Raw genomic sequence first — 24,561 nt, 5'->3', positions numbered from 1 at the left:
AACAAGAGAACATAAAAAGATGAATGTGGAAAGTAATACGTTGGTCTATACCACTAAAGCCCCTGTGATTTCTATTCGAAATCTCAATAAATGGTATGAAGATTTTCAGGTACTCTATGACATTAATTTAGATGTTAACCCTGGCGAACGCATCGTTATCTGTGGACCCTCCGGCTCAGGAAAATCAACTTTGATTCGTTGTATTAATCAATTAGAAAAAGCACAAAACGGTTCAATTTGCATTCACAATATTGATATTCATGCTGCACCTCTACACCAGCAAAAAAATGTTCTACGTAAAATAGGGATGGTCTTTCAGAATTTTAATTTATTTCCCCATATGAGCGTTATGCAAAATTGCATTTTAGCACCTATGACAGTTCAAGGTCTTTCTAAACAACAAGCAAAAGAACGAGCAATTCGTTATCTTACAGATGTTGGAATTGATAAACATTGTAACAAATATCCTTCACAACTCTCTGGTGGACAACAACAGCGTGTTGCAATTGCTCGTGCACTTTGTATGGAACCTGAAGTGATGCTTTTTGATGAGCCAACGTCAGCTCTTGATCCAGAAAGTGTTGGGGAAGTTCTAGAAGTTATGGTTCAATTAGCAAACACAGGCATAACGATGCTCTGCGTTACTCATGAAATGGGGTTCGCACGTATAGTTTCAGAAAGAATTATCTTTCTAGAAAACGGAAAAATTATTGAAGATACAACATCTGATAAATTTTTTACCAACCCTAAAAGCCAACGCGCTCGTGATTTTCTTGCTAAGATAAAACATTAATCATCAGTGTTGTTTTATCTGCACAGTTTTAAGTGTCCCAATTTTTCTTTGAGAAGAGTGATAACTGTTTGAGCAGCAATAATTCCCGATGGGATTTCAGTCTTCATTTTTTGTTCGACCATCTCAAAAGCATTGAGTTGTGCTTGTCTCAATAAAGGATTCTGCAAAAGTTGTTCTATTTGCCTTGCCAACATGTCGGGTCGTAGAAACTCATTAAAATATTCCGGCACAATAGGCTTATCAGAAATAATATTAGGAAGAGCGGCAGTCCATAACATTATTTTGGGAAAAATGAATAATTTAGAAAAAACATCAAGTTTATAACAAAGAACCATGGGAATTTTTGCTAATGCCAGTTCAAGTGAAACCGTCCCCAATGCTGCAAGTGCTACATCTGCTTGTGAAAAAGCACGCCATTTTTCCGCTTCACCAACAACAATCTCTACGTTGCTTTTCCAGTCCTGTACAAAATTACGAACTTCATTCACCAAATGCGGCAAAGTTGGTAAAATAATACATAAATGAGGCATTCGTTTTGCAAGAATTTCTACTGTTTCTCTAAAAATGGGCATTAAAGAGCGAATCTCTGAATTGCGAGACCCTGGCAAAATAACTAATGTGGGCAACAACGCTTGTTTACCCCCTAAATGTTTCTTTTCCGATTGGCGTTTTTTTTCTGATTGAACAGTCAAGAGGGGAGGATAAGTCAAAAGACGATGTCCAACATAAGTGGTCGCTGGACCTCCTAAATCCTTCATAATCTTTTCTTCAAAAGGAAAAACCGCTAAAACATGATCAACAAATTCGCACATAGCTTTAGCGCGTTCTGGCCGCCATACCCAAACGGTTGGTGCAACATATTTAATGATAGGAATAGAAGGTGCTAAAATACGCACCTTTTTTGCAACACGATGAGTAAAGTCAGGACTATCAATAATAATTAAACAATCCGGTTGTTCTTGTACGATAAATTTGGATAAATTGCGAATACGCAGCAGCAATGATGGCAGTTTTTTTAACACTGCACCTAAACCTATTAAAGCAATATCATGAGAATCAAAAAGGCTTTTTAAGCCTAATGTCTTTAAATGCCTTCCACCAACACCAATCAAACGAATATTGCGTCCCGTCTGTTCTGATAAACAAGAAATCAAATCCGCTCCAAGAAAATCACCAGATTCTTCACCTGCAACAACAGCAATTTTTAAGGAAAAGTCACTCATAATCAAACTTTTCAAATGTTTCTATAAACAGAGAATATTGATTGGCTTTTTCTACTGTCGTTTTTACTGATAAGATGAGACTTTTATTTGCCTCCACCGCAATGCCAGATAATCCACTTTTTGCAATATTCATTATTGTCGTAGGCCCAATTGATGGTAAATCGACGCGATGATCTTGTTGTGGTTTCACACATTTAACAAGAACACCACCTTTAGGCGAAACTTGCCCTCTTTCTCGCATTTCACAAACCCGCCACAGCATATTATCAGTTCCCTCTGCTCCTTCAACTGCAACCACCCTTCCATTGATAGCTACTGCTGCTTGCCCAATATCTAATCGACCTAAAAGCTTTGCTGCCTCTGCGGCTAAGAAAATATCTTTTTTCTCTTTTCGCGTAGCGCGTCGCACTGTTAAATCAAATTTTATTGGAGCTAAAAGGTCTGATACTATCTCATGAGCACCAATAACACAAAAACCATACGCTTCAATAACCTGTATAAAAGCTTTTAATAACGCATCATCCCCTCCCCTCAAAGCCCCTATTAACTTAGGTAGGGCTAAAAATGTTGTCCAATCAAATTGTAATTGTGTAAGAAGTGGCCGTTTTTTTACACCACCTGCCAAAACAATATTACAAACTCCTGCTGTTTTTAAGATTTTAACGAGCCGCGCTAACTCCACAATTGATAACTCGCAATGCTCATAACGATAAAGTACAGCGTCTGCCTCATCACGCAAAAGTACAAGAAAAGGACTCTGTCCATTCCTTTCAAGAGCCTGAGCGACAGTGACAGGTAGAATACCATTTCCTGCTATAACGGCAGTACGGCCGGAAAGAAAATTTCTGGCACGAAACAAAGGCATTTTTAATCCTTATTTTCTTTTATTCTATCACCTTCAAATTTTGGTGTACAATAAAACCGTTTTCCTTCTTCTTTAATAAAATTAATAACGTCAACAACAGACTGAAAAGTAGAATAAAAAGAAGAAACATCGTTGACACGCTCTTTAAATGGTTTGCTATGATCAAAAAGCATGGCAACTGCATGACGTAATGCATGAATATCCTTACGCTCAAGACCTGCACGCTTCATACCAATGATATTTAACCCAGCAAGTTTTGCTTGTACACCAACAGCTGTCCCGTAGGGAATTAAATCACCAACCAGTGCAGATACACCACCAATAAATGCATGATGCCCAATACGAACAAATTGGTGAACAGCAGCACCACCACCAATAATAACATAATCACCAATAGTAACATGACCAGCAATCATTGCATTATTTGCAAAGGTTACATGGTTTCCTACATAGCAATCGTGAGCGATATGCGCATAACAAAAAAATTGGCAATTATTACCAACAATCGTCATCCCCGTACTCGAATCAGAGCCTCTATGCATTGTTACGCCTTCACGAATCGTACAATTCTCACCAATAGAAAGTGTCGTATGCCCTCCCTTATGTTTATTATTTTGCGGTTCTGCCCCCAAAACTGCATGTGAAAACACTTTACTATTGGCTCCTAAGGTTGTCCGCCCCATTATCACAACATGACTCATCAAACTGCATCCATCGCCAATAGCAGCCTCTGAACTAATATGACAAAATGGCCCAACTTGTACATTCTCACCAAGCTGTGCTCCTTTCTCCACAAGAGCAGTTGGATGGATTTTCGTACCGGACATTTTTAAATTCCCATTAATATTGTCTACTCTTCTTCGATAATCATCGCAGCAATTTCGGCTTCAGCAACGCGGACATCCTCTACTTTTGCAATACATGAAAAACGCCTCATGCCAGACCTCTTTTTTAAAAGTTGAACATGAATCTTTAGCTGATCACCAGGTACAACAGGTTTACGAAATTTCGCATTATCAACAGTCATAAGATAAACTAAATTTGTCTGCTTATTCCCTAATCTTAAAAGTGAGATTGCTCCGGCTGTTTGCGCCATCGCCTCTAGAATCAAGACCCCAGGCATAACCGGCTTTGCAGGAAAATGCCCCGTAAAATGTGGTTCATTAATCGTTATATTTTTAATACCAATAGCTTCTTGCTCACCATTAATTTCAACTATACGATCAATTAATAAAAATGGATAACGATGCGGTAATATTGATAGCAATTTTTCAATATCTACAGCCTCTAAGTTTTTACTTTCTTCGGTGTTGATCATATTAGCGTTTCTCCTTTTTAACTCTGCCAATATTACGCAACGCCGCTACTTCCCGGAACCACTGCTTAAATGGTCGTGCTGGACTTCCCCCCCATTTTTCTCCATCCGGAATGTCATTCATAACACCACTCCCAGCAGCAATCTGAACACACTTCCCTATAACGATATGGTCAGCGACCCCAACGCTTCCACCAAGTTGAGACATATCACCTATGGATGTACTTCCAGCAACTCCACATTGCGCCGCAATAAGACAATAGCGACCAATCTTCACATTGTGGGCAATCTGTACTAAATTATCAATCTTGCTCCCTTCACCGATGATAGTATCTTCAAATGTTCCACGATCAATTGTTGTATTTGCACCAATTTCTACACCATCCTCAATGATAACACGACCAAGCTGTGGAATTTTTTCAACTCCAGAAATACCCCCGACATAACCAAAACCATCTTGCCCAATAGAAACACCCGGATAAAGCTGAACCCTATCACCTATTAAAGAATACTGGATGGTTACCTTGGGAGCAATATAGCAATCACGCCCAATACGACAGTTTTCACCAATAACAGCAGTGGATGAAATAAGAGTTCCTGCACCAATCTCAACATTTCTGCCAATGACAGCTCCCGCTTCAATACACACATCACGTTCAAACTTAGCACTTGGATGAATATGCGCATGCGGCGAAACTTCTCTCTCTCCAAACCAAGGCATTGGCTTGACGGAATCAGGAAATAAAATACGACCAATCTGGGCAAAATCACGCTGTGGTGTGGATGTTACCAAAATTGCCATAGATTCAGGAACTTTAAAAACAATTTCATTCGTACAAAAAACGGCAACAGCAGAACTTCCTAAGAGAGCATCAGAAAACTTCCGATGCTCTACAAAAACAAGAGAACCTTCCACAGCATTCTCAAGTGAAGAAAGATTATTTATAACTGTGCTAGAAAACTCTGGATTAAGAAGTTTCGCACCTGTCAGTTCTGCAACATTCGCAACCGTTAATCGCCGGGACGGCGTAAAAAAAAATGTATCCGCCATCAAAACACTTTCTCTCCCAGCCTAATCCATTCCCTTCAATCTTTTCCTCTAAAGAAAAGCTAAATCAGAACTTCGTAGAAATACCAAAGTTTAATTTCTGCAAATGATCACCTTCCTGCTTTTGTATTGGCCAAGCATAATCAAAACGCAGTGGACCAAATGGCGAATCCCACAGCAAACTCACTCCTGCAGACGAACGCCAAGCACTTTTGGTATGCGTAACAGGCGCTTCCCCCTCAAAAACAGGACGATAATTATTGCCATAGAGCGTTGCAACATCCGCAAATAAAGCACCGCGCATTCCTAAGCCCTCAGGAAAAACAGATATAGGAAATTGTACTTCAGCAGTCGCATTCATATACGTCGTCCCCCCTAAGAAATAAACTTCACCTTTATTGGAAATCTGAAATGGACCTATTCCATTATATTTGAATCCCCGGATCATATCAGAACTTGCTTTAAACATATCGAAGATACGAACACCATCTCGACCTATTTCGTGGATATAACCACCTCCAAAGGAAAATAAACCAACAAGATCCATCTGCTCAGAAAGCGTCTTGTACATCATCGCTTTACCAGTTGTCTTCAAGAACTTTGCACTCCCACCAAGCCCTGCATATTCCTGAAGAACACGCACATACCACCCATCATGTGGATTCTTCATATCGTCAATAGTATTATAGGTTAGACCATAACTAATAGATGAACGCTTCCAAGGACTTTGCTTTGCCGCCTGAACGATTGCTCCAGAATATTTCCCATATAATTCCTTAATGTCAGCCTCTTTGTTTAAGTCATACTCTTTACCAAAATCATATTCTTCCTGAACATAAGAATAAGCAACATTTGCAGATAATGTATCACTGATAGGCATCGCAAACCGCAGTATCCCCCCTGTCTGTCTTACATCATATGCTTTATCAGCACGGTAAGTACTGCGAAAAATATCAATACCAGAAGATAAACGGTAACCTAAAAAATAAGGATCAACAAATGAAAAATTGTAATTGCGGGATTTTTCTTGTCCAGCGCCTAACCCTAAACGAACATACTGACCACGTCCTCCAAGATTACGTTCTGCAACAGACACTTCAAGTGACATACCAGGGCTTGTACCACCCGTTGTATATCCTCCAGACAAAGAAAGATCTCCTGTTGGAGCTTCAACGACATCTATAACTAAGGTAACCTGATCAGACTGATCTGTAGGAACCATTGAAATATTAACAGCTTTGAAAAAGCCTAAACTTTCTAGACGACGCTTTGCCCGCTGTAGGAGAGTTTGATTGTAAGCATCCCCTTCATTTAAATCAATCTCACGGCGAATAACATAATCACGTGTCTTTTCATTGCCACGTATTTCAATACGCTGAATATAAGCGCGTGGACCTTGTTCAATGTTATATAAAATCGAAATTGTATGATTTACTAAATCACGATTTCCCCGTGGTTCAACTTTAGCAAAAGCATACCCTGAATCAGTAACCTTATTATTGATAATTGCAATAGATTGTTCAATGTTCTCTGCGCTATAAATGTCACCCGGCTGAGTTTTAAGAATCTTTTTCACAGATTGAACATCAACCCCATCAATGCTGCTTTCAACCTGAATATCACTAATTTTATAGCGTGGGCCCTCATCAAGAACAAAATAAATTTTATATGTATTACTTGCTTCATCAAAAGTCGCTTTAGAGGAAATAATACGAAAATCTGCATAGCCACGATTATAATAAAAGCGACGTAGAGCTTCTTCATCTGCAGCTAAACGCTCCTCAGTATAAACATCGCCTCCCAACAACAATGAGAATATTCCCGAAGGCTTTGTTGAAATTACATCACGCAAACGGCGACTTCCAAAAGCATGATTTCCCTTAAAAACGACATCACGAATCTTTGTCTTTCGACCTTCAACAACATTAAACACTACATTTACGCGTCCTTTCCCCAGGTTAATGGTTTGAACTGTAACAGCAACGTTATTACGACCAAGAGTTTTATAAGCTTCACGAATCATCCTAATATCCGCCGAGAGCTTAGCAGAGTTGAAAGGCTCATTCGGTTTTAAAGAAATAAACCTTTTAAGATCAGGATCTTTAATAGATTTATTTCCCTGAAATAAAACCTGATTGACTACCTCATATTCCTTGACAAGCACAACTAACTTATCGTTAACCTGATTTATTTTCACATCATAAAATAAGCCTAATCCAAAAAGACGCTTCACCGCAGTATCAACATCACCAATGGAAAAACTCTGTCCAGCTTTAATATTTATATTGTCTCGAACTGCCTGGGCACTTACAAATTTATTCCCCCGAACCTCAATAGAACGAACCACAGATGCTTGTACTTCTCCAACCATTGCAATTGACATAAAGGCTGTTGTTGGAGTAATTATTCCTATTCCCAACGCCAACAAAGATGCTGCATTAAAAAAATTTGAATTCGTAGTCATTGGCTTTTTTTACCTTATTTTATTTTCTAGAAATGATGCTTCAAAAAGCTAACCGCCATAACAACTCTTTTTCAGCGAGACTTTTTACCCCTTAATTACCTATTATAGCAACCGATGCCACAATATTTTGTGGACATGGTAAACGACTTCAATTTATTTTCTTCCATTATTACCCAATTTGTAAAATTTTTTCCATGACTTAATTAGCGAAACCAACAAAAATAATCATTAGAAAACGCAAAAAATATAAATAGAAGAACAACGAAGAAACCTAAGCGAAAAATAATTCCCCGAATTTTAGCTGATATGGGTCTCCTAGTAATGACCTCAACGACATGAAACAATAAATGCCCACCATCAAGCGGCGGAATTGGAAAAAGATTAATAAGTCCAACACAAATTGAAAGAAAAGCTGTAAAATTCAACAAAGAGATAAAACCTGTTTCGCTAATTTGCCAGGCAATCTTAATCGTCTTAGAAGGACCACTGAGCCGACAATGATCTTCTTTTCCTCTTATTAAACGACTCATAAAAAAAATTGTTTGAGTGGCAATAAACGTGGCACGTTCTGACGCTTCTCTTACAGCTCTAACAAAACCATAGCGAATATGTTTTACATAAGCCGGATCTAAACGCATAGGATTATCTCGATCAACAGGGACGCCTACACCTATCACTCCACTCAAAACCCGATTACCAAATCCATCATCTCGCTCAATCACCTTTGGTGTAATCACCGTCGTAAAAACCCGCCCCATACGTTCCATTTTAAATTCTATAGGATCTCCACCATGAAAAGTCACATAATTCATTAAATCTTCAAAACTTTCAACCCGACGACCATCCATTTCAACAAAACGATCACCTAACCCCAAACCAGCCTGAACAGCAGGAGAATCTTTTACCAAAGAACCAACAATTGGTTCAATGGCGATACGACCATAAATAAAGAAAAAAAATGTTAAAATAACAATGGTAAAAAGGACATTGAATAAAGGACCAGCAAAAACAGTTACTGCTTTTTTCCAAGTATGTGCATTGGCAAATGAACCTTCAACAATCGGAAATGATTGAGATGATGGTACAACCGTATCTTCTTCATCGCCAATAAACTTTACATACCCTCCCAAAGGAATAAGCGCTAAACGCCACTGTGTGCCATGCTTATCTATATAACTCACTACTTGTGGTCCAAACCCAAGCGAAAAAACTGCCGCCTTAATACCACACCAACGCCCAATGAGATAATGCCCAGCTTCATGCACAAAAATGATAATCATAACGACGAAAAGAACGCTCAAACTTCTTAAAAGCAAGTCGCCCACAACGATTATATGATTCAAAAAATCCAAGATATCCTCTCCCAATTAAATCATACAAAAAAGATTAAAAGGTGTATCCATACCAGACATAAATGAACCAATTAAATAAAGCAGAAAAGCAGCCCCTACCAACCCATCCATACGATCCATAAATCCGCCGTGTCCAGGCAATAAAGAACTAGAATCTTTAACAGAAAACTGTCTTTTTAACCATGATTGCCCCAAATCACTCAATTGCGAAATAATTGATAAAATAAGAGCAAGCAATAGCACAAAAAAACTGGTTAAATTTATGTCAAAAACCCAAAGAGCGATCAATATACCACCTAAAACTCCAATAATCGTACCACCAATTGCCCCTGCCCAAGTTTTATTAGGAGAAAACTGTGGTGCCAATTTAGGACCACCCAATGCACGTCCGCTAAAATATCCAGCAATATCTGTTCCCCACACTATCGTAAATAAGAAGATAACACCCTGGAATCCTATCGTCTCATGGCCCCGTAAAAAGGATAAAGCCACAACTGGGAAAGATGTATATAAAAAACCCAAAAAAACCCAACCATTCTTTTTTACAGACCCAAGAATAACCAACAATGCTGCCAAAGCTACTAAAATACAAAAGATTAATAAAGCAGATACATTCGATATCAACAAAGAGCCAAAAACCAAATAAAAAATACCCGCTAATATTTTTTGTGAAAAACGCCATTTCTCTTTAGTGATACTAATCCATTCGTAAAGAATAAACCCACCAATAACCCAGACAAACAAAAAAAAGAAAGTTCCCCCAACCCATGTGAAACACAAAGCAATAATGCCAAAAACAAAAGCTGTCAGAATACGATAAATAAGATTAGACAAAACAACATCCCAAATAATAAAAACAGAAAATACAAGCTTAGGAATTCGTGCGAACAAAGAACTTTGCTACACAGTATTTTTTTATATTCATACTTTTGCATATTTTTTACAATTTATCACAAATGACACAATCCACAAAGACTGTGCTTATAAGATCAATAATCAATAAAAATGGATCAAAAGTCTACGTATCAAGATCAATTTTTAAATATACTTCCAAACATTAATCTTAACCTTAAAAATGAGAAAGCTGCTGCTCACTACCCATGTGAACTTAAAGTCTAGGTCTGATATTCGTTTCACATAAAAACATTGTTCTATCAAAATATCAGTCACCCGCAAAAAACTAAAAAAACATTGAAAACCAAAAACACAAAATAACAACCGTGTGTTGGACCTATTCCACTGTATCTCTCTAAATATTAAGGTATCAGTTTTTTCTCAATATCCCTTTTTCAGTATCTCCCGTGGAATACTTTAAATAATGCGCAATAATAAAAGGATTTTTATCATGTAACCTTACAAAGCTACGTTGAAAAAATCTTTCATTATTCTGCAAAATAGTTTGTTCCAGCAAACAAGCTTATACAAGGGCAATAATAAAGACTCAAAAGGCTCTATCTTTTTAAATTAATCCTTTCTTTAAATAGAAAGCCGCGGTAAAATACATCTCTTTTTCCCTCGTATTCTGTTATCAACAGCAAACATCTCTTCCGATTTTTACCCATAAAAAGATGTTATACGACGCCGATATCATGTTCTTTTTGTAGCAATAAAATCGCCTTAAACATGCATAATTTCGGATTCTTTCACAACTAAAATTTTATCAATATCAGCAATGGCTTCATCCGTGAGTTTTTGGACTTTCTCAGATAAACTATGTGCTTCGTCTTGGCCAATCTCACCTTCTTTTTCTAATTTTTTCAAATTATCCATACCATCCCGGCGAACATGGCGAGTAGCAACTCGGGCTTGCTCTGCATATTGATGTGCAATTTTTACTAATTCTTTACGGCGCTCTTCATTTAATTCAGGTAAAGGAATACGTAAATTCGTACCATCAGTAATAGGATTCAAACCAAGACCAGAATCACGAATAGCACGCTCTACAGCCCCTACCATTGTTTTATCCCATACCGAGACTGAAAGCATCCGTGGTTCTGGAACAGAAATATTCGCAACCTGATTTATATGTACAACAGAACCATAAGCCTCCACTGTTAACGGCTCTAATAAACTGATAGAGGCTCGTCCCGTCCGCAAACCACCTAATTCACATTTAAAAGCGGAAATAGCGCCATCCATGCGACGTTTCAGATCATCCATAATCGATGTAACACTCATATCTCTACCTCCTTCAATTATGCCGTAAAGCTTATCCCTATTCGGATACTATTGTAAACCGTCCCGTTCCATTTAATACCTTAGCTAAACCACCTTTTTCATGAATAGAATACACAATAATTGGTACCTTGTTCTCGCGCGCTAAAGTAACCGCTGTCGTATCCATAACAGACAACCCCCATTGTAATATCTCGACATGTGTCAATTGATCAAACCGCTTAGCCATAGGGTCTATCTTTGGATCTGCAGAATAAATACCATCAACTTGTGTTCCTTTAAGAAGAACATCTGCACCAATTTCTGCTGCACGTAAAGTAGCGGCAGAGTCTGTGGTAAAAAATGGATTTCCCGTACCGCCCGCAAAAATAACGACTTTTCCTTGATTCATATAACCTATCGCTTTACGTTGTGAAAAGCTTTCACAAATTTGTGGCATAGCAATCGCAGATAATACAACCGTTTCAACCCCTAATTTTGTCAATGATGTTCGCAATGCTAAAGAATTAATAGCTGTTGCAAGCATTCCCATATGATCACCTGTCACACGATCTCCACCACGGGAAGCAACAGCAACTCCACGAAAAATATTGCCTCCACCTATAACAATAGCGACTTCTACGCCCATCTCTCGCACTTCAGCAATATCAGCAGCAATACGATCTGCAACAGAAACATCAATTCCAAAGCTCTGCCCCCCCATAAGAGCTTCGCCTGAAACCTTTAAAAGAATACGTTTATACTGAAGTGCTAATGTCATCGATAATCTCCCAAAAGCACATTTGCTTTTTGCTTTCGACACCACTGAGGGCACCACTTTATCACGTGACGCCCTCTTAATAATACTCTTTCCTACCAGTAATTTTATATTCAATGGTAAGATTTCAAATTTCTAACAATAACTTATAAACAACTACCCTTTGGTAGCCGCAGCAACCTCTGCAGCAAAATCAGACTCTTCTTTTTCCACACCTTCTCCTAATGCAAAACGAATAAAACCTGTGATTTTTGCCGGTGCACCAATCGATTTTTCAGCATCCTTTAAAGCTGCTTCAACTGTTATATCAGGATTCATCACAAAAGCCTGAGAGAGCAAAACAACTTCTTCATAAAATTTACGCATGCGCCCCTCTACCATTTTTTCGATGATATTTTCAGGCTTTCCAGACTGACGTGCCTGATCTGAAAAAATTTCTTTTTCACGCTCAACGGCGCTAGCATCAACATCTTCTACTGTTAGCGCCAACGGGTTGGTTGCAGCAATATGCATTGCAACCTGCCGACCAAAAGAGGCTGCTGCCTCCTTATTTCCTGTAGTTTCAATAGCAACTAAAACTCCAAGTTTACCAAGACCATCAGCTACACTATTGTGTATATAAGTTGCAACCACACCATTCTCAACAGAGAGTTTGGCAGAACGCCGAAATGCCATATTTTCACCAATGGTACCAATTGCATCTTTAATTGTAGCTTCTACGGTCTTCTCAGAACCAGGATATAGAGACGCAGAAACAGCGTCAACAGACCCTTGCGTACCCAAAGCAGCGGTCGCTACATTGCGTACAATATCTTGGAATACATCGTTACGCGCTACAAAATCTGTTTCAGAGTTAACCTCAACCAAAACTGCACTTGAACTTTTTGATACAATTCCGATTAATCCCTCTGCCGCCGTACGACCCGCTTTTTTATCTGCTTTGGCTATTCCCTTTTTACGAAGCCAATCAACAGCAGCTTCCATATCGCCACCAGTCTCTGCCAAAGCTGCCTTACAATCCATCATACCAGCGCCTGACAATTCCCGAAGTTCTTTCACTTGTGCAGCAGTAATGCTCATATTTGCCTCTTTGTTCTGTAACGGTAAAAGCGTACAAAAAGAAAATCCCGTGACGCCTATAACCTCTTCTTTAGAAAATAAGTACCCTAACAGGCATTGTTAATACTACTCAGAAACTGAAACCGCATTTTCCAAAACGGGTTCTACAGGCGCATCAGCTTGCGCTCCTAAATCCACACCCATCGCACCTTGTTGACGAGCAATACCATCAAGAGCTGCACGAGCAAAAAGATCACAATAAAGCGAAATTGCGCGTGACGCATCATCATTACCTGGAATCGGGTAAGTAACGTGATCAGGATCGCAGTTACTATCAATAATAGCAATAACCGGAATTCCTAAACGTTTTGCTTCTTGGAGTGCAATATTCTCTTTATTTGTATCAATAACAAATATAAGATCTGGAACAGATCCCATATCTTTAATGCCACCGAGTGCACGATTAAGTTTTTCACGATCACGCTCAAGATTTAAACGTTCTTTTTTGGTAAAACCCTGTGCTTCAGCAGCAAGAATTTTGTCCAGCTTACGCAACCGATGTATCGAATGGGAAATTGTTTTCCAGTTTGTAAGCATACCGCCAAGCCAACGCGCATTAACATAATATTGTGCCGAACGATTCGCTGCTTCAGCTATAATGTCAGATGCCTGCCGCTTCGTACCAACAAAGAGAATACGGCCACCACGCGCAACTGTATCTGAAACAAGTTTAAGCGCTTGGTGTAAAAGAGGAACAGTCTGAGCAAGATCAATAATATGAATATTATTACGCTGACCATAAATATAGGGAGTCATTTTGGGATTCCAGCGATGAGTCTGGTGACCAAAGTGCACACCTGCTTCTAAAAGCTGGTGCATAGTAAAATCTGGTAGTGCCATAGTTTATCCTTTCCGGTTCGACCTCCGCGGAAAAAGTAGGTAGACCTACTACCGGCGGACGCTTGCTAGACTTTCCTTGCAAACACCCAAACTCCGCGTGTGGAATAGCGTAAACATACTAATATTTGATTCTTTTTCAAGTTATTTTCTGCAATGCTTTAATGTTTACATTGATTAAGGTTATTCTTCTCTTCGAGAAATTCAAGACTGTTTAGTTCGGCACGTACAGAAAAAGTTCCATAATCTATATGAAGATCACGCATAACACCATTTTCGTATAAAAGAAAACTGCTACGATAGACTGGCAAACCATCTTTTTTTTCTACATCATCAAAATAAGAAATCGTAACGGGCCAATATTTTTTCTCCTCCAATTTTTCCATTTTTTTCGTTTTAGTATCAGAGAACTGTATTTTCTCTTCTCCAATGACGACACTTTCTTTTATAATTTTATCTGCTTTATCTGTTCCATCAAATACAGCAACATAGTAAAAATGATCGCCCGCTTTTGCATGGCGGATGATATTTTTCAGTTGCATAATTGGAAACTCAGCCAATGGAAGCTTGTATTCTTTTTCCTTTGGCTTATTGAGTTTAACGATAATCCCATCTTTAACACGCTCCGCTATCCCTTGGGCACGATGTGTAATCTCTTGTCCAGCTTGATCTGTAACACTGAAGTGAAATGTCCGACTATCACCCGTTTCATAACTCGTCGTATGTTGATCAGTGAAACGCACCGGCATATCCTCCATGTGAATACGGCTGATGAAACGAAAACGTGTACTATACCCCTGACACGTTGAACCAGTCAACTCGTAAACCATTCGCCCTGACATCCCCGAAATTGTCACTTCATGAGAAACACTATCGAGCTGAAAATCATAAATTGCTCGATGAGGTACAATAAAAATGGGTTCTTCTGCTCTCGCAATATATAAGAAAGCAACATATAAAATTATTACAAATAATGGTCTGATCATTCTAAAATTCCAATTCTCTCCCCGTTGCATAACATCATAAAATAAGGCAAAAAAGGCTCGTTTCTTAATTAACCACACATTTCATTCAATCTAAAAATAGTTTATGCAATAGAAAAATAACTATGGAGTGTAAATTATGACCAACGCGATTGAAAGCCATCTTCAAAAAATTGGAATTGTTCTTCCTGAAGCAACACAGCCAATTGCTAATTACGTAACAACTTTACAAAGCGGTAACCAACTCTTTATTTCGGGACAGCTCCCTCTTTTTAATGGAGAGCCAATAGCAATCGGTAAAGTCGGTGCAACCGTTAGTGTTGAACAAGGGAAAAAGGCAGCCGAAATCTGTGCACTCAACATTCTTGCACAAATCAAGGCAGCTCTCGGTGATTTAAATAGAATAAAACGCGTGGTAAAAATCACCGTTTTTGTCGCTGTAGATCCTCAATTTACTGATATTCCTCTTATCGCCAATGGAACTTCTGATTTACTCGTCAATATTCTTGGTGAAGCTGGAAAACATGCCCGTTCTGCCATTGGTGTTGCCTCTCTTCCTATGGATGTTCCAGTAGAAGTTGAAGCTATCATAGAAGTTTAAATTTTCATCAATGATAATGCATAATAAATTAAAGTGATAACCGACTGCGAAACTCTTTTTTTTCTAATACTTTTTCACTTTTCGCATTCTTTAGTTTTGAAATTAAAGTTCTGAATAAAAAGGAAATATTGATATGAAAAAAGCTTATGACAATAACAATGTTTTTGCTAAATTGATTCGTAATGAAATTCCTTCCGTTCGTGTCTATGAAGATGATGATGTCATTGCATTTATGGATATCATGCCACAAGCACCAGGTCATACGCTGGTTATTCCTCGAAAAGGCTCTAGAAACCTACTGGATGCGGATACTGAAACATTGTTTCCACTTATTAAAGCTGTTCAAAAAATCGCTAAAGCTATCAAAAAAGCTTTTCAAGCAGACGGTATAACAATCATGCAATTTAATGAAGCAGCGAGTCAACAAACCGTTTATCATCTTCATTTCCATATTATACCCCGTATGGAAGGAATAGAACTGTCTCCCCATAATGATGTTATAACGCCTACAGAAACACTTGAAGAGAACGCGAAAAAAATCCGTGCAGCCCTTTCAAAACATTCTTAAGTCATAGGGTCTTTTTTCTTTACATGTTTTTTTGTAAGATGTGTTGCTTTATTAATTTTTGAACGAAAAGACATATCGGAAGACCAAATTTTTAACTGCAACCTCTCTTTTTCTGTGTTTGATTTTTGTGTCAAGACGCGAACCATGCCACCATTGCGCAACTTTCCAAATAAAATTTCGTCAGCTAATGGCTTTTTAATATGCTCTTGTATAACACGGCTTAATGGGCGTGCGCCCATTTGAGAATCATATCCTTTATTGGCAAGCCAACCCATCGCAGAAGAGTTTAATTCAAAACAAATATCCCGTTCAGCTAATTGGGCTTCAAGCTGAAAAATAAATTTTTGCACAATCTGATTGATAATCAACTGAGATAAAGGTGCAAAGGGAATGATCGCATCTAACCGGTTACGAAATTCCGGCGAAAAGAGTCGATTAATTGCTTCAATATCATCACCATCGCGATGCACTTTGCCAAATCCGATAGCTGATTTTGCCATATCTGAAGCACCAGCATTGGTTGTCATAATTAAAATGATATTGCGAAAATCAATTTTTTTGCCATTATGGTCTGTTAATTTACCATAATCCATAACCTGCAATAAAATATTAAATAATTCTGGATGTGCTTTTTCAATCTCATCCAGCAATAAAACAGCGTGAGGCTTCTGATCAACAGCATCTGTAAGAAGACCTCCTTGATCAAATCCTATGTAACCAGGAGGGGCTCCAATTAAGCGTGCCACTGTATGCCGTTCCATATATTCTGACATATCAAAACGTAACAATTCAATGCCTAAAGAAGATGCAAGTTGTTTTGCCACTTCCGTTTTTCCTACACCTGTTGGACCTGAAAATAAATAACTTCCTATTGGTTTATCTGTTTCACGCAATCCTGCCCGCGCTAATTTAATTGATGAAACTAAGGCGGAAATTGCCTGATCTTGTCCATAAACAACCTGTTTAAGTTCTCTTTCAAGCTTGCTAAGCGTCTTCTGATCATTACCAGAAACTGTTTTGGGTGGAATCCTTGCCATAGTGGCAACAGTTACTTCAATTTCTTTAACACCTATACTCTTTTTCCGTTGTTTTTTTGGCAAAAGTTTTTGCGCTGCACCACTTTCATCAATAACATCAATTGCTTTATCAGGTAGTCGGCGATCAATCATATAACGCGAAGATAACTCTACAGATGCCTTCATCGCCTCATCACTATATTTGATTTGATGAAAATCTTCAAAATAAGGCTTCAATCCTTGCACAATCTTAATTGCATCAGCAATAGAAGGCTCGTTAACATCAATCTTCTGAAAACGGCGCTCTAAAGCACGATCTTGTTCAAAAATTTTGCGATATTCTTTATAAGTCGTCGAACCAATACAGCGAATAGTTCCAGAAGATAATGCAGGTTTTAAAAGATTTGCCGCATCCATATTCCCTCCTAATGTAGCCCCTGCTCCAATTAAGGTATGAATTTCATCAATAAATAAAACAGCATCTGGATATTCCTCAAATTCCTTAATAACTTGCTTTAACCGTTCTTCAAAATCACCACGATAACGTGTACCAGCAACAAGTCCTCCCATGTCAAGGGAAAATATAGTTGCATTTGATAAAACTTCAGGAACTTCCCCATCAACAATGTGCTTTGCTAACCCCTCAATTATAGCAGTTTTTCCAACTCCAGGATCACCAACCAAAAGCGGATTATTTTTTGATCTCCGACATAAAACCTGAATCATGCGTGAAATTTCCACTTCACGACCAATTAATAAATCAATTTTTCCACTACGTGCTTTACAATTGAGATCAACACAATAACTGGTGAGTGCACTTGTTAGCTTTTCACCACTATCTGAAATTTGCTGATCTAATTGCTCTTCAAGCCCCTCAATCAACATAGATAATCCTTCATCCCGTATGATACCATGGGAGATGAAACGCACGGCATCATAGCGTGTCATTCCCATCTCTTGAAGGAAATATGCCGCATGACTCTCACGTTCAGAAAAAATTGCAACAAGAACGTTCGCTCCTGATACTTCGTCTTTTCCAGATGATTGCGCATGAATCACTGCACGTTGGATTACACGCCGAAAAAATGTTGTCGGTTTTGTATCCTCGTCAGCTCTAATTTGTACATCCAATTCTGACTGGATATAGTGGGTTAAACGCTCCCGCAATTCTTCCACGTCTACCTGACACGCCTGAATAACTGAATTTGCATCAACATCATCTAACAGAGCAAGCAAAAGATGTTCTAATGTCGCATATTCATGCCGTGCTTGAGCAGCAATTGTTAATGCACGATGCAAAACTTCTTCAAGACTAGATGTAAAAGATGGCATACGCCCTCACTTTCATTCCATTACACATTGTAATAGATATCCATTTTGATGTGCGCACTTCTTAACTCGTACCACTCTCATCTCGGCTGCTTCATAACTGTAAGTTCCACATTCATCCACACCATTCTGATGAACATATTACATAATATGCGCTGCTTCTTCTATTTTTAAAAAGGGTTTCAAAACAAAAATAATAAAATTCCGTAGGAGAGTGTAACCATTGTTCAGAAAAAACACACGATATAGCCCAGTCTTTTGGAATTTTAGTCTAATCTTTGCTATTATAACAGCATCGTGCCAGTTTTTATCCAAATTATCGCCCTTTTCATTGTGCATAATAAGCTCTATAGAATTGCTATCAGCTTTTGTGGAGCGTATTTTTGTTAATCTTAAGTTTTTTCACAACTATTGCAATAGTTGTTTGTGTCAAGAAGAAAACTTTCCTTTATGGTTAGATTTAAATTAAATAGGGGAACTTACAAAATAATTTCTGTAAACAAATTAGTAATACCATTTGTCTAAATTGCATCAACAAGCTGCAGAAAAGGGGGAGCTTTGCAGAATCTTCAAAATAAATGGAGAAATAGGATATCGCAAGTGTATATTAACTGCCGAAAAATCATACGTTGCTACAAAAAGGTAGCGATTGTTTTTGTTATTTTAGCTCTTTCTTACTCTTGGGCATCAGCTACTCCTCCCGGAGCCTATCCTGATAAGTACGCTGCTATTATTATAGACGCAAACACAGGAAAAATTTTGTTTCAAGCCAATTCAACGCTAAAGCGTTACCCTGCTTCTTTAACAAAAATGATGACACTCTATATGCTCTTTGAGGCTATGCATATGGGGCGCGTTACACCAAATACACCGATCCCCGTTTCGCATTATGCAACAACACGCCCACCAACAAAAATCGGTTTTAAAGCAGGCCAAACAATTTCTGCAGAAGTAGCGGCTAAAGCACTCATTACAAGATCAGCAAATGATGTTGCTACTGCTATTGCTGAATATCTCGGTGGTAGCGAAAAAAAATTCGCTCGAATGATGACTGCTAAAGCACGCAAACTCGGTATGATGCATACGCATTTCGCAAATGCTTCAGGTCTTCCAGATACGCGAAACTATTCTACGGCACAGGATATGGCTACTTTATCATTAGCCTTACGCAAAAATTTTCCACAGCAGTATAAATTGTTCAAAACAAAAAGTTTTATTTTTCGTGGACATACGATTAACAGCCACAATAAACTCGTCAAAGTAATGAAGGGGGTTGATGGAATTAAAACAGGCTACACACAAATGTCAGGTTTTAATTTAGCGACTTCAATGCGTTCTGAGGGACGCTCGATCGTTGCTGTTGTTATGGGAGGTAAATCGTCTACCGCACGGGATGAGCATATGGCCAACTTATTAAACCAATATTTACCAAAAGCAAGCCAGATAACACGTGATGGACATTTAATGGCTTCTGCACATTATAAATTACCCACTGGTGCAAATACCCCTATACCAACTGTTAAAGCTGAACCAAACAGCTTCAATGATGAAATTTCTACTATATTGACTGCATTTGCAGAACAACATAAAAATTCTAATGCAGCAATAGTTGCTGTGAACCAAGCAATTATACCAATCCCTAACCCTCAAAAAACTATACCTGTTGAGACAAATAAAATTGTTACGGCTTCTTTATCTACAAACGCCGGATGGGCTATTCAAATTGGCTCTCTTCCTGGTAAAGAACAAGCAAGAACTCTGCTTTTAAAAGCAAAAAACACAGCTTATTCTGCTTTAAAGAATGTATCTTCACATATGCAACTGTTTGAAAAAAGCGGACATCGCTATTATCGTGCACGATTTGTAGGATTTCAATCAAAAAAAGCCGCATTCCACGCCTGTTCTACGTTAAAGAAAGCAAATTTTAACTGCTATACTATAGCTTACTAAAAGTTTTTAGATTCTGCGTTAAGGATAGTATCATGACACATAATGCTCTTGCTTCACCCTCTGAAAAAGGGAAATTATTGAAGCAATCATTTCTGCTCTCATTGCGTGCTCTTCACGATGCTGCGATAAAACTTGCTGGCTTAAGATATACGCCCTATATATTAGATACACAGTCTCTTGTTAACCTTCTTATTTGCCAAACAACACGAAATCGTCGTCTTGCAATGCCTCCTGTACGCATCCATTTACGTGTTGCAAGCCAAACCGGTAATGTCCCTATTAAAATCCATCTAGGTAAAACAAATATCTAATTTATCGATAACTTCGGCAAGAATTATTTTGTCAATTAAATATCTTCATAAATTGCAGACTATCTTTAAAGATTGTTCAGTAAATGCACTCCTTTTTTAAGTAAATGCACTCCTTTTTTAAGTTTAATAAAAATTGCACGGTAAATTTTTATCCAATTCTCAGATCAGATTGTCAATAAAACTATCCCCTAAAGCACACAGAAAATACCAAATGTTGGTTTACTTTTAGATTTAATATCAAAGTCACCATTGATATATTTTCATAAGAAAGAAGTGGGGCATCGTTGAAGTCAAACTCTTCCTATTGGATACTATTACGAAAAAATCCTCTTCAATAATGCACAAATCCCCCCACGCAACATAAATATTATGTAAAATTACCTAAGTCATTTTTTAAACTCATGCTCTTTTCAAAACACAAAACAACTTTTAAATACATCTCTTTTATTAACTAACACATTCTTCTAAAGATTATTAATCATTTTCCAACTTGAATGAAAACTATGAATACAGCAATATTAGCAATATTCTCTCATCTCCAACTCTCTTACGATAAATCAATAAAAACCGTTCGCTTACATATCACCACAACGGGATTATCCTGTGGATAAAAACCGCTTAAAATAAGGGTGAAATACACCTTTTCATCAGCCATCTTACTACAAAAGCGGTTAGCAAATATTGAAATCTGCAAAATCCAATTATGATGCCTGTTTATACCTTCATATGCAATAAACAAAACATAAAAAATTTACCATATTAAATATCTGTTGCACACTTTAACAGGATATTGCATTGACTGCTAGACCAGCTTTACTTGTTTCTTTATAGCGTTCACTCATATCATGTCCGGTCTGACGCATTGTTTCTATACAAGCATCTAGAGAAACAAAATGATCTCCATTACCATGTAACGCAAGGGAAGAAGCTGTCACTGCCTTAATAGCTCCCATCGCATTGCGCTCAATACAAGGAACCTGCACAAGACCTGCAACCGGATCACAGGTCATCCCCAAATGATGTTCAAGCGCAATTTCTGCTGCATGTTCAATTTGAGCAGGTGTACCACCTAACGCAGCAGTCAACCCTGCAGCAGCCATTGAAGATGCTGTCCCAACTTCACCTTGACACCCCACTTCTGCACCAGAAATAGAAGCATTATGTTTGGTAACACCACCAATAGCTGCTGCTGTCAACAAAAAGTTATATATCCCTTCTTGATCTGAATTGTCATTAAACTCAAGATAATAACGCAAAACTGCAGGCACAACACCAGCTGCTCCATTCGTCGGTGCTGTAACAACACGACCACCAGCGGCGTTTTCCTCATTTACTGCTATAGCATATACCGAAAGCCAATCATTTGCTAAAAGTGGATAATTATGATTTTTTTCTCGATTTTTCAAAAGCGTTTCGTGTAGCTTTTTGGCACGCCTTAAAACACGCAATCCACCGGGCAACTCACCTTCTTGTGAAAGACCTCTATCAATACAATTTGTCATAGCTGAAAAAATTTCATCAAGCCCTGTATTAAGAGCAGAACGGTTGATCTTCGTCTCTTCGTTTATACGCTTCATTTCAGCAATTGAAAGTCCCGATTTTTTCGCCATTGACAACATTTTACATGCAGTATCAAAAGGATATGGAACCTCACACGTTTCTTGTTGTATATTACCATTTATATAGCTTAATTCATCCTCAGTTACCACAAAACCACCGCCGATAGAGTAATAAACCTGCCGCAAAAGAACATTCCCATCAGCGTCAACCCCTTCAAACGCAAGTCCATTAGTATGACCGGGGAGAACTTTCTTTCGCTCAAAAATAAGATCACTTTGCACATCAAACTGATAAGCAGCATGGCCTTCTGGTTGTACTTTTTTTTCACGTGCAACCTTTTCTAGCAGAAGTGCCATACAATCAGGATCAACAGTTGAAGCCTTTTCTCCCAAAAGACCTAATATAATAGCTCTATCTGTTGCATGACCAATCCCTGTAAAAGCCAAAGAACCATAAAGATAAACACGTATACGGGAGACTTTAGTATCAGATCGTTGGGAAAGATTTCGCTCAAAAATCTCTTGCAAAAACATATTAGCCGCTGTCATCGGTCCCATTGTATGTGAGCTGGAAGGACCAATACCAATTTTAAAAATTTCAAAAACAGATAAAAACACGCATTACCTCAAAACTAAATACGATTTGAGTATACACCTTATCACGCTTATCCCTTTTAAAATCAAATTGTGAGATAAGCTAAAAAAATGACAGCAACAAATACGAGGGTCGCTCGTCTTGCTACTACCCAACACCTTTTCTCTAGAGCGCTTTCCATGGATAACCTTCAAAAATGAAAAGATTCTTAATTAATCACTCTCTGAATCTCTTAATTTTCCAAGCCTAGTAAAATAAGTATTAATATGCAATATGAAAGTTCAACAAGGATGAGAGGTTTCCCACTGAAATATTTATGCTCTAAATCCTTTAAAATTTGTGCCCGCTTACATATAAATATTTTTCTGGATATCATTAAATAAAACGGACAAAATTTTCAATTGGTTCGCGTTCAGTCTCAAAATTATTTTCTGGAGCACTTATATCACGATAACCAAGTGCCATACCACAGATAATCTGCCGATCAGAAGGTACAGATAAAAGTATACGAATTTGTTTATGATAATCCGCAAAAGCAGCTTGAGGACAGGTATCCAAGCCAAATCCACGTGCGGCTAACATAATAGTTTGCATAAACATACCCAAATCAAGCCAGCTCCCGATTTCCATGTCGTGGTCCATTGTAAACAAAAGTCCTACAGGTGCACCAAAAAATGAAAAATTCCGCGCCTTCTGACGAAGCATTTTTTCCTGCTCATCTTTTTGAATTCCAAGGCTCTTATAAAGATCCAAGCCAATTTTTCGACGTCTTGAAAGATAAGGCTCACGCCACTTACGTGGATAATAATGATATGGACGCTCTCCTTCTATACCTGAAAGCACAAGTTGTGAAAGTTCCTCCCCTACTTCTTGCAACACTTTTCCCGTTAGAACAATCACTTGCCACGGCTGGATATTTGTTCCAGAGGGTGCACGGGCAGCAAGTTTTAAGATTTCTTTGATCGTTTCCTGTGGAACAGGCTGATTAGTAAAAGCACGAATTGACTTTCGTGACAGAATAGATTGAAAAATATTGAGAGAAGAAACTGCCATTGTTTTTACTTTCTTTTTGAAAAATTAATTTGAATAGCTTTATTTGCTTAGACAAAGGCAAATGTTGCAGAAGTATTTTCTCAACACTTTTTATTCAATCTACTCCCTCAAATGGCTTACAGCTTCGACACCAAGTCAATACCTATCAATATATGGTAAATTCAGCCTCTTTCTTTTAAGGAAAAGAGAATGACTGAAGGAAAAGAAAGTAAACTTTAAACTCAATGATTAACTCCTAATTCGGCTAAACTCTCAAAAAAAGTTTCTTCGATGCGTCCTAAATCATGTAAAAGATCCTCAATATCACGTTGCCTCTGCTGTAAATCAGCCCGTTTTTTTATGAATCCCTGAAATTAATTCCTTAAGCTTTTTCTCATCATCAGGTGTTTTTCCAACCATAGTCAACATATCAGATATTTCAGATAAAGAAAATTTAACTCTTTTAGCGCGCGGTATTTGTTTTAATTTATGACGATCCATTTGCGTATAAAACCGTGAGGCCCCCACGTCGAAAAGGTACAAGAAGCCCTTCTTCTTCATAATAACGTAAAGTCCGAGCGGTTATTGAAAATTCTCGTGTCAATTCACTAATTGAATAATATTCGTACATTTCATGATTCTGTTTTTATAGACCACACTGTTATAAAA

At 38.1% G+C, this 24,561-nt stretch carries 21 protein-coding genes and 2 pseudogenes; 5 read left to right on the top strand and 18 right to left on the bottom strand.

The window, feature by feature from the left end; all coding sequences use genetic code 11:
• The first annotated feature begins 19 nt into the window (after window positions 1-19).
• A complete protein-coding gene (locus HNQ69_RS05285; RefSeq protein ID WP_183229024.1) occupies window positions 20-793 on the top strand; it encodes an amino acid ABC transporter ATP-binding protein in 774 nt (257 codons plus the stop codon).
• 14 nt (window positions 794-807) lie between these two features.
• Here HNQ69_RS05285 and lpxB read toward each other — a convergent pair whose 3' ends face one another.
• The 13 genes from lpxB to HNQ69_RS05220 form a co-directional block, all read right to left on the bottom strand.
• Complete coding sequence (gene lpxB, locus HNQ69_RS05280) at window positions 808-2,016, bottom strand: lipid-A-disaccharide synthase (RefSeq protein ID WP_183229023.1); 1,209 nt, start codon at window positions 2,014-2,016, stop codon at window positions 808-810.
• On the bottom strand, window positions 2,009-2,881 hold the full coding sequence (locus HNQ69_RS05275; protein ID WP_183229022.1) for an LpxI family protein: 873 nt from the start codon (window positions 2,879-2,881) through the stop codon (window positions 2,009-2,011). Before HNQ69_RS05275 ends, lpxB begins: the two co-directional genes overlap by 8 nt.
• A gap of 2 nt (window positions 2,882-2,883) precedes the next feature.
• Window positions 2,884-3,708: an acyl-ACP--UDP-N-acetylglucosamine O-acyltransferase gene (gene lpxA / locus HNQ69_RS05270; RefSeq protein WP_183229021.1), complete on the bottom strand. Its 825-nt coding sequence runs from the start codon at window positions 3,706-3,708 to the stop codon at window positions 2,884-2,886.
• Between the two features lie 23 nt (window positions 3,709-3,731).
• Complete coding sequence (gene fabZ / locus HNQ69_RS05265) at window positions 3,732-4,199, bottom strand: 3-hydroxyacyl-ACP dehydratase FabZ (RefSeq protein ID WP_183229020.1); 468 nt, start codon at window positions 4,197-4,199, stop codon at window positions 3,732-3,734.
• 1 nt (window position 4,200) lies between these two features.
• Window positions 4,201-5,247, bottom strand: coding sequence for a UDP-3-O-(3-hydroxymyristoyl)glucosamine N-acyltransferase (gene lpxD, locus HNQ69_RS05260; protein WP_183229019.1), 1,047 nt, complete (start codon window positions 5,245-5,247; stop codon window positions 4,201-4,203).
• 64 nt (window positions 5,248-5,311) lie between these two features.
• On the bottom strand, window positions 5,312-7,708 hold the full coding sequence (bamA, locus tag HNQ69_RS05255; protein WP_183229018.1) for an outer membrane protein assembly factor BamA: 2,397 nt from the start codon (window positions 7,706-7,708) through the stop codon (window positions 5,312-5,314).
• Between the two features lie 203 nt (window positions 7,709-7,911).
• A complete protein-coding gene (locus HNQ69_RS05250; RefSeq protein WP_183229017.1) occupies window positions 7,912-9,060 on the bottom strand; it encodes a M50 family metallopeptidase in 1,149 nt (382 codons plus the stop codon).
• A 15-nt stretch (window positions 9,061-9,075) separates the two neighbouring features.
• The gene (locus HNQ69_RS05245; RefSeq protein WP_183229016.1) at window positions 9,076-9,894 is read right to left on the bottom strand and encodes a phosphatidate cytidylyltransferase; all 819 of its coding nucleotides are present in this window, start codon (window positions 9,892-9,894) and stop codon (window positions 9,076-9,078) included.
• A 783-nt stretch (window positions 9,895-10,677) separates the two neighbouring features.
• Window positions 10,678-11,238 carry a ribosome recycling factor gene (frr, locus tag HNQ69_RS05240; RefSeq protein WP_183229015.1) on the bottom strand — a complete coding sequence of 187 codons (561 nt, stop codon included), beginning with the start codon at window positions 11,236-11,238 and terminating at the stop codon, window positions 10,678-10,680.
• A gap of 37 nt (window positions 11,239-11,275) precedes the next feature.
• The gene (gene pyrH, locus HNQ69_RS05235) at window positions 11,276-11,995 is read right to left on the bottom strand and encodes a UMP kinase (protein WP_183229014.1); all 720 of its coding nucleotides are present in this window, start codon (window positions 11,993-11,995) and stop codon (window positions 11,276-11,278) included.
• A 153-nt stretch (window positions 11,996-12,148) separates the two neighbouring features.
• Complete coding sequence (tsf, locus tag HNQ69_RS05230; RefSeq protein WP_183229013.1) at window positions 12,149-13,072, bottom strand: translation elongation factor Ts; 924 nt, start codon at window positions 13,070-13,072, stop codon at window positions 12,149-12,151.
• Window positions 13,073-13,177: 105 nt separating this feature from the next.
• Window positions 13,178-13,951 (bottom strand): 30S ribosomal protein S2, encoded by a 774-nt coding sequence (gene rpsB / locus HNQ69_RS05225; protein ID WP_183229012.1) that lies wholly within the window; start codon window positions 13,949-13,951, stop codon window positions 13,178-13,180.
• A gap of 158 nt (window positions 13,952-14,109) precedes the next feature.
• Window positions 14,110-14,934 (bottom strand): EipB family protein, encoded by an 825-nt coding sequence (locus HNQ69_RS05220; RefSeq protein ID WP_183229011.1) that lies wholly within the window; start codon window positions 14,932-14,934, stop codon window positions 14,110-14,112.
• Window positions 14,935-15,070: 136 nt separating this feature from the next.
• Between HNQ69_RS05220 and HNQ69_RS05215 the strand changes: the two genes are divergently transcribed.
• Window positions 15,071-15,532, top strand: a complete 462-nt coding sequence (locus HNQ69_RS05215; RefSeq protein ID WP_183229010.1) for a RidA family protein — start codon at window positions 15,071-15,073, stop codon at window positions 15,530-15,532.
• 133 nt (window positions 15,533-15,665) lie between these two features.
• Entirely contained in the window at window positions 15,666-16,100 is a 435-nt protein-coding gene (locus HNQ69_RS05210; RefSeq protein WP_183229009.1) for an HIT family protein, read from the top strand.
• Here the strand turns inward: HNQ69_RS05210 and clpA are convergent.
• A complete protein-coding gene (gene clpA, locus HNQ69_RS05205; protein ID WP_183229008.1) occupies window positions 16,097-18,448 on the bottom strand; it encodes an ATP-dependent Clp protease ATP-binding subunit ClpA in 2,352 nt (783 codons plus the stop codon). The two genes, HNQ69_RS05210 and clpA, sit on opposite strands and share 4 nt — an antisense overlap.
• A 12-nt stretch (window positions 18,449-18,460) precedes the next feature.
• Window positions 18,461-18,784 (bottom strand): annotated as a pseudogene (locus tag HNQ69_RS05200) (ATP-dependent Clp protease adaptor ClpS).
• A gap of 261 nt (window positions 18,785-19,045) precedes the next feature.
• Here HNQ69_RS05200 and HNQ69_RS05195 point away from each other — a divergent pair.
• Together HNQ69_RS05195 and HNQ69_RS05190 are read left to right on the top strand one after the other, a co-directional pair.
• On the top strand, window positions 19,046-20,395 hold the full coding sequence (locus tag HNQ69_RS05195; protein ID WP_183229007.1) for a serine hydrolase: 1,350 nt from the start codon (window positions 19,046-19,048) through the stop codon (window positions 20,393-20,395).
• Between the two features lie 32 nt (window positions 20,396-20,427).
• Window positions 20,428-20,706 carry a hypothetical protein gene (locus HNQ69_RS05190; protein ID WP_183229006.1) on the top strand — a complete coding sequence of 93 codons (279 nt, stop codon included), beginning with the start codon at window positions 20,428-20,430 and terminating at the stop codon, window positions 20,704-20,706.
• 779 nt (window positions 20,707-21,485) lie between these two features.
• Here HNQ69_RS05190 and HNQ69_RS05185 read toward each other — a convergent pair.
• The 3 genes and pseudogenes from HNQ69_RS05185 to HNQ69_RS05175 all read right to left on the bottom strand — a co-directional run bounded on the left by HNQ69_RS05185 (window position 21,486) and on the right by HNQ69_RS05175 (window position 24,523).
• Window positions 21,486-22,883, bottom strand: coding sequence for an L-serine ammonia-lyase (locus tag HNQ69_RS05185; protein WP_183229005.1), 1,398 nt, complete (start codon window positions 22,881-22,883; stop codon window positions 21,486-21,488).
• 352 nt (window positions 22,884-23,235) lie between these two features.
• Window positions 23,236-23,913 (bottom strand): nitroreductase, encoded by a 678-nt coding sequence (locus HNQ69_RS05180; RefSeq protein WP_183229004.1) that lies wholly within the window; start codon window positions 23,911-23,913, stop codon window positions 23,236-23,238.
• A 221-nt stretch (window positions 23,914-24,134) separates the two neighbouring features.
• A pseudogene (locus HNQ69_RS05175) lies at window positions 24,135-24,523 on the bottom strand (MerR family transcriptional regulator).
• Window positions 24,524-24,561 lie beyond the last annotated feature (38 nt).

It is taken from the genome of Bartonella callosciuri (assembly GCF_014203215.1).
In the GTDB taxonomy this organism is placed as follows: domain Bacteria; phylum Pseudomonadota; class Alphaproteobacteria; order Rhizobiales; family Rhizobiaceae; genus Bartonella; species Bartonella callosciuri.
The sequence above is the reverse complement of the archived record's forward strand: the minus strand, read 5'-3'. Positions and strand labels throughout refer to the sequence as shown.

Coding starts and splice junctions, on each gene's coding strand:
- HNQ69_RS05285 (WP_183229024.1), top strand. CDS start 20: ATGAATGTGGAAAGTAATACGTTGGTCTATACCACTAAAGCCCCTGTG.
- lpxB (WP_183229023.1), bottom strand. CDS start 2,016: ATGAGTGACTTTTCCTTAAAAATTGCTGTTGTTGCAGGTGAAGAATCT.
- HNQ69_RS05275 (WP_183229022.1), bottom strand. CDS start 2,881: ATGCCTTTGTTTCGTGCCAGAAATTTTCTTTCCGGCCGTACTGCCGTT.
- lpxA (WP_183229021.1), bottom strand. CDS start 3,708: ATGTCCGGTACGAAAATCCATCCAACTGCTCTTGTGGAGAAAGGAGCA.
- fabZ (WP_183229020.1), bottom strand. CDS start 4,199: ATGATCAACACCGAAGAAAGTAAAAACTTAGAGGCTGTAGATATTGAA.
- lpxD (WP_183229019.1), bottom strand. CDS start 5,247: ATGGCGGATACATTTTTTTTTACGCCGTCCCGGCGATTAACGGTTGCG.
- bamA (WP_183229018.1), bottom strand. CDS start 7,708: ATGACTACGAATTCAAATTTTTTTAATGCAGCATCTTTGTTGGCGTTG.
- frr (WP_183229015.1), bottom strand. CDS start 11,238: ATGAGTGTTACATCGATTATGGATGATCTGAAACGTCGCATGGATGGC.
- pyrH (WP_183229014.1), bottom strand. CDS start 11,995: ATGACATTAGCACTTCAGTATAAACGTATTCTTTTAAAGGTTTCAGGC.
- tsf (WP_183229013.1), bottom strand. CDS start 13,072: ATGAGCATTACTGCTGCACAAGTGAAAGAACTTCGGGAATTGTCAGGC.
- rpsB (WP_183229012.1), bottom strand. CDS start 13,951: ATGGCACTACCAGATTTTACTATGCACCAGCTTTTAGAAGCAGGTGTG.
- HNQ69_RS05220 (WP_183229011.1), bottom strand. CDS start 14,934: ATGATCAGACCATTATTTGTAATAATTTTATATGTTGCTTTCTTATAT.
- HNQ69_RS05215 (WP_183229010.1), top strand. CDS start 15,071: ATGACCAACGCGATTGAAAGCCATCTTCAAAAAATTGGAATTGTTCTT.
- HNQ69_RS05210 (WP_183229009.1), top strand. CDS start 15,666: ATGAAAAAAGCTTATGACAATAACAATGTTTTTGCTAAATTGATTCGT.
- clpA (WP_183229008.1), bottom strand. CDS start 18,448: ATGCCATCTTTTACATCTAGTCTTGAAGAAGTTTTGCATCGTGCATTA.
- HNQ69_RS05190 (WP_183229006.1), top strand. CDS start 20,428: ATGACACATAATGCTCTTGCTTCACCCTCTGAAAAAGGGAAATTATTG.
- HNQ69_RS05180 (WP_183229004.1), bottom strand. CDS start 23,913: ATGGCAGTTTCTTCTCTCAATATTTTTCAATCTATTCTGTCACGAAAG.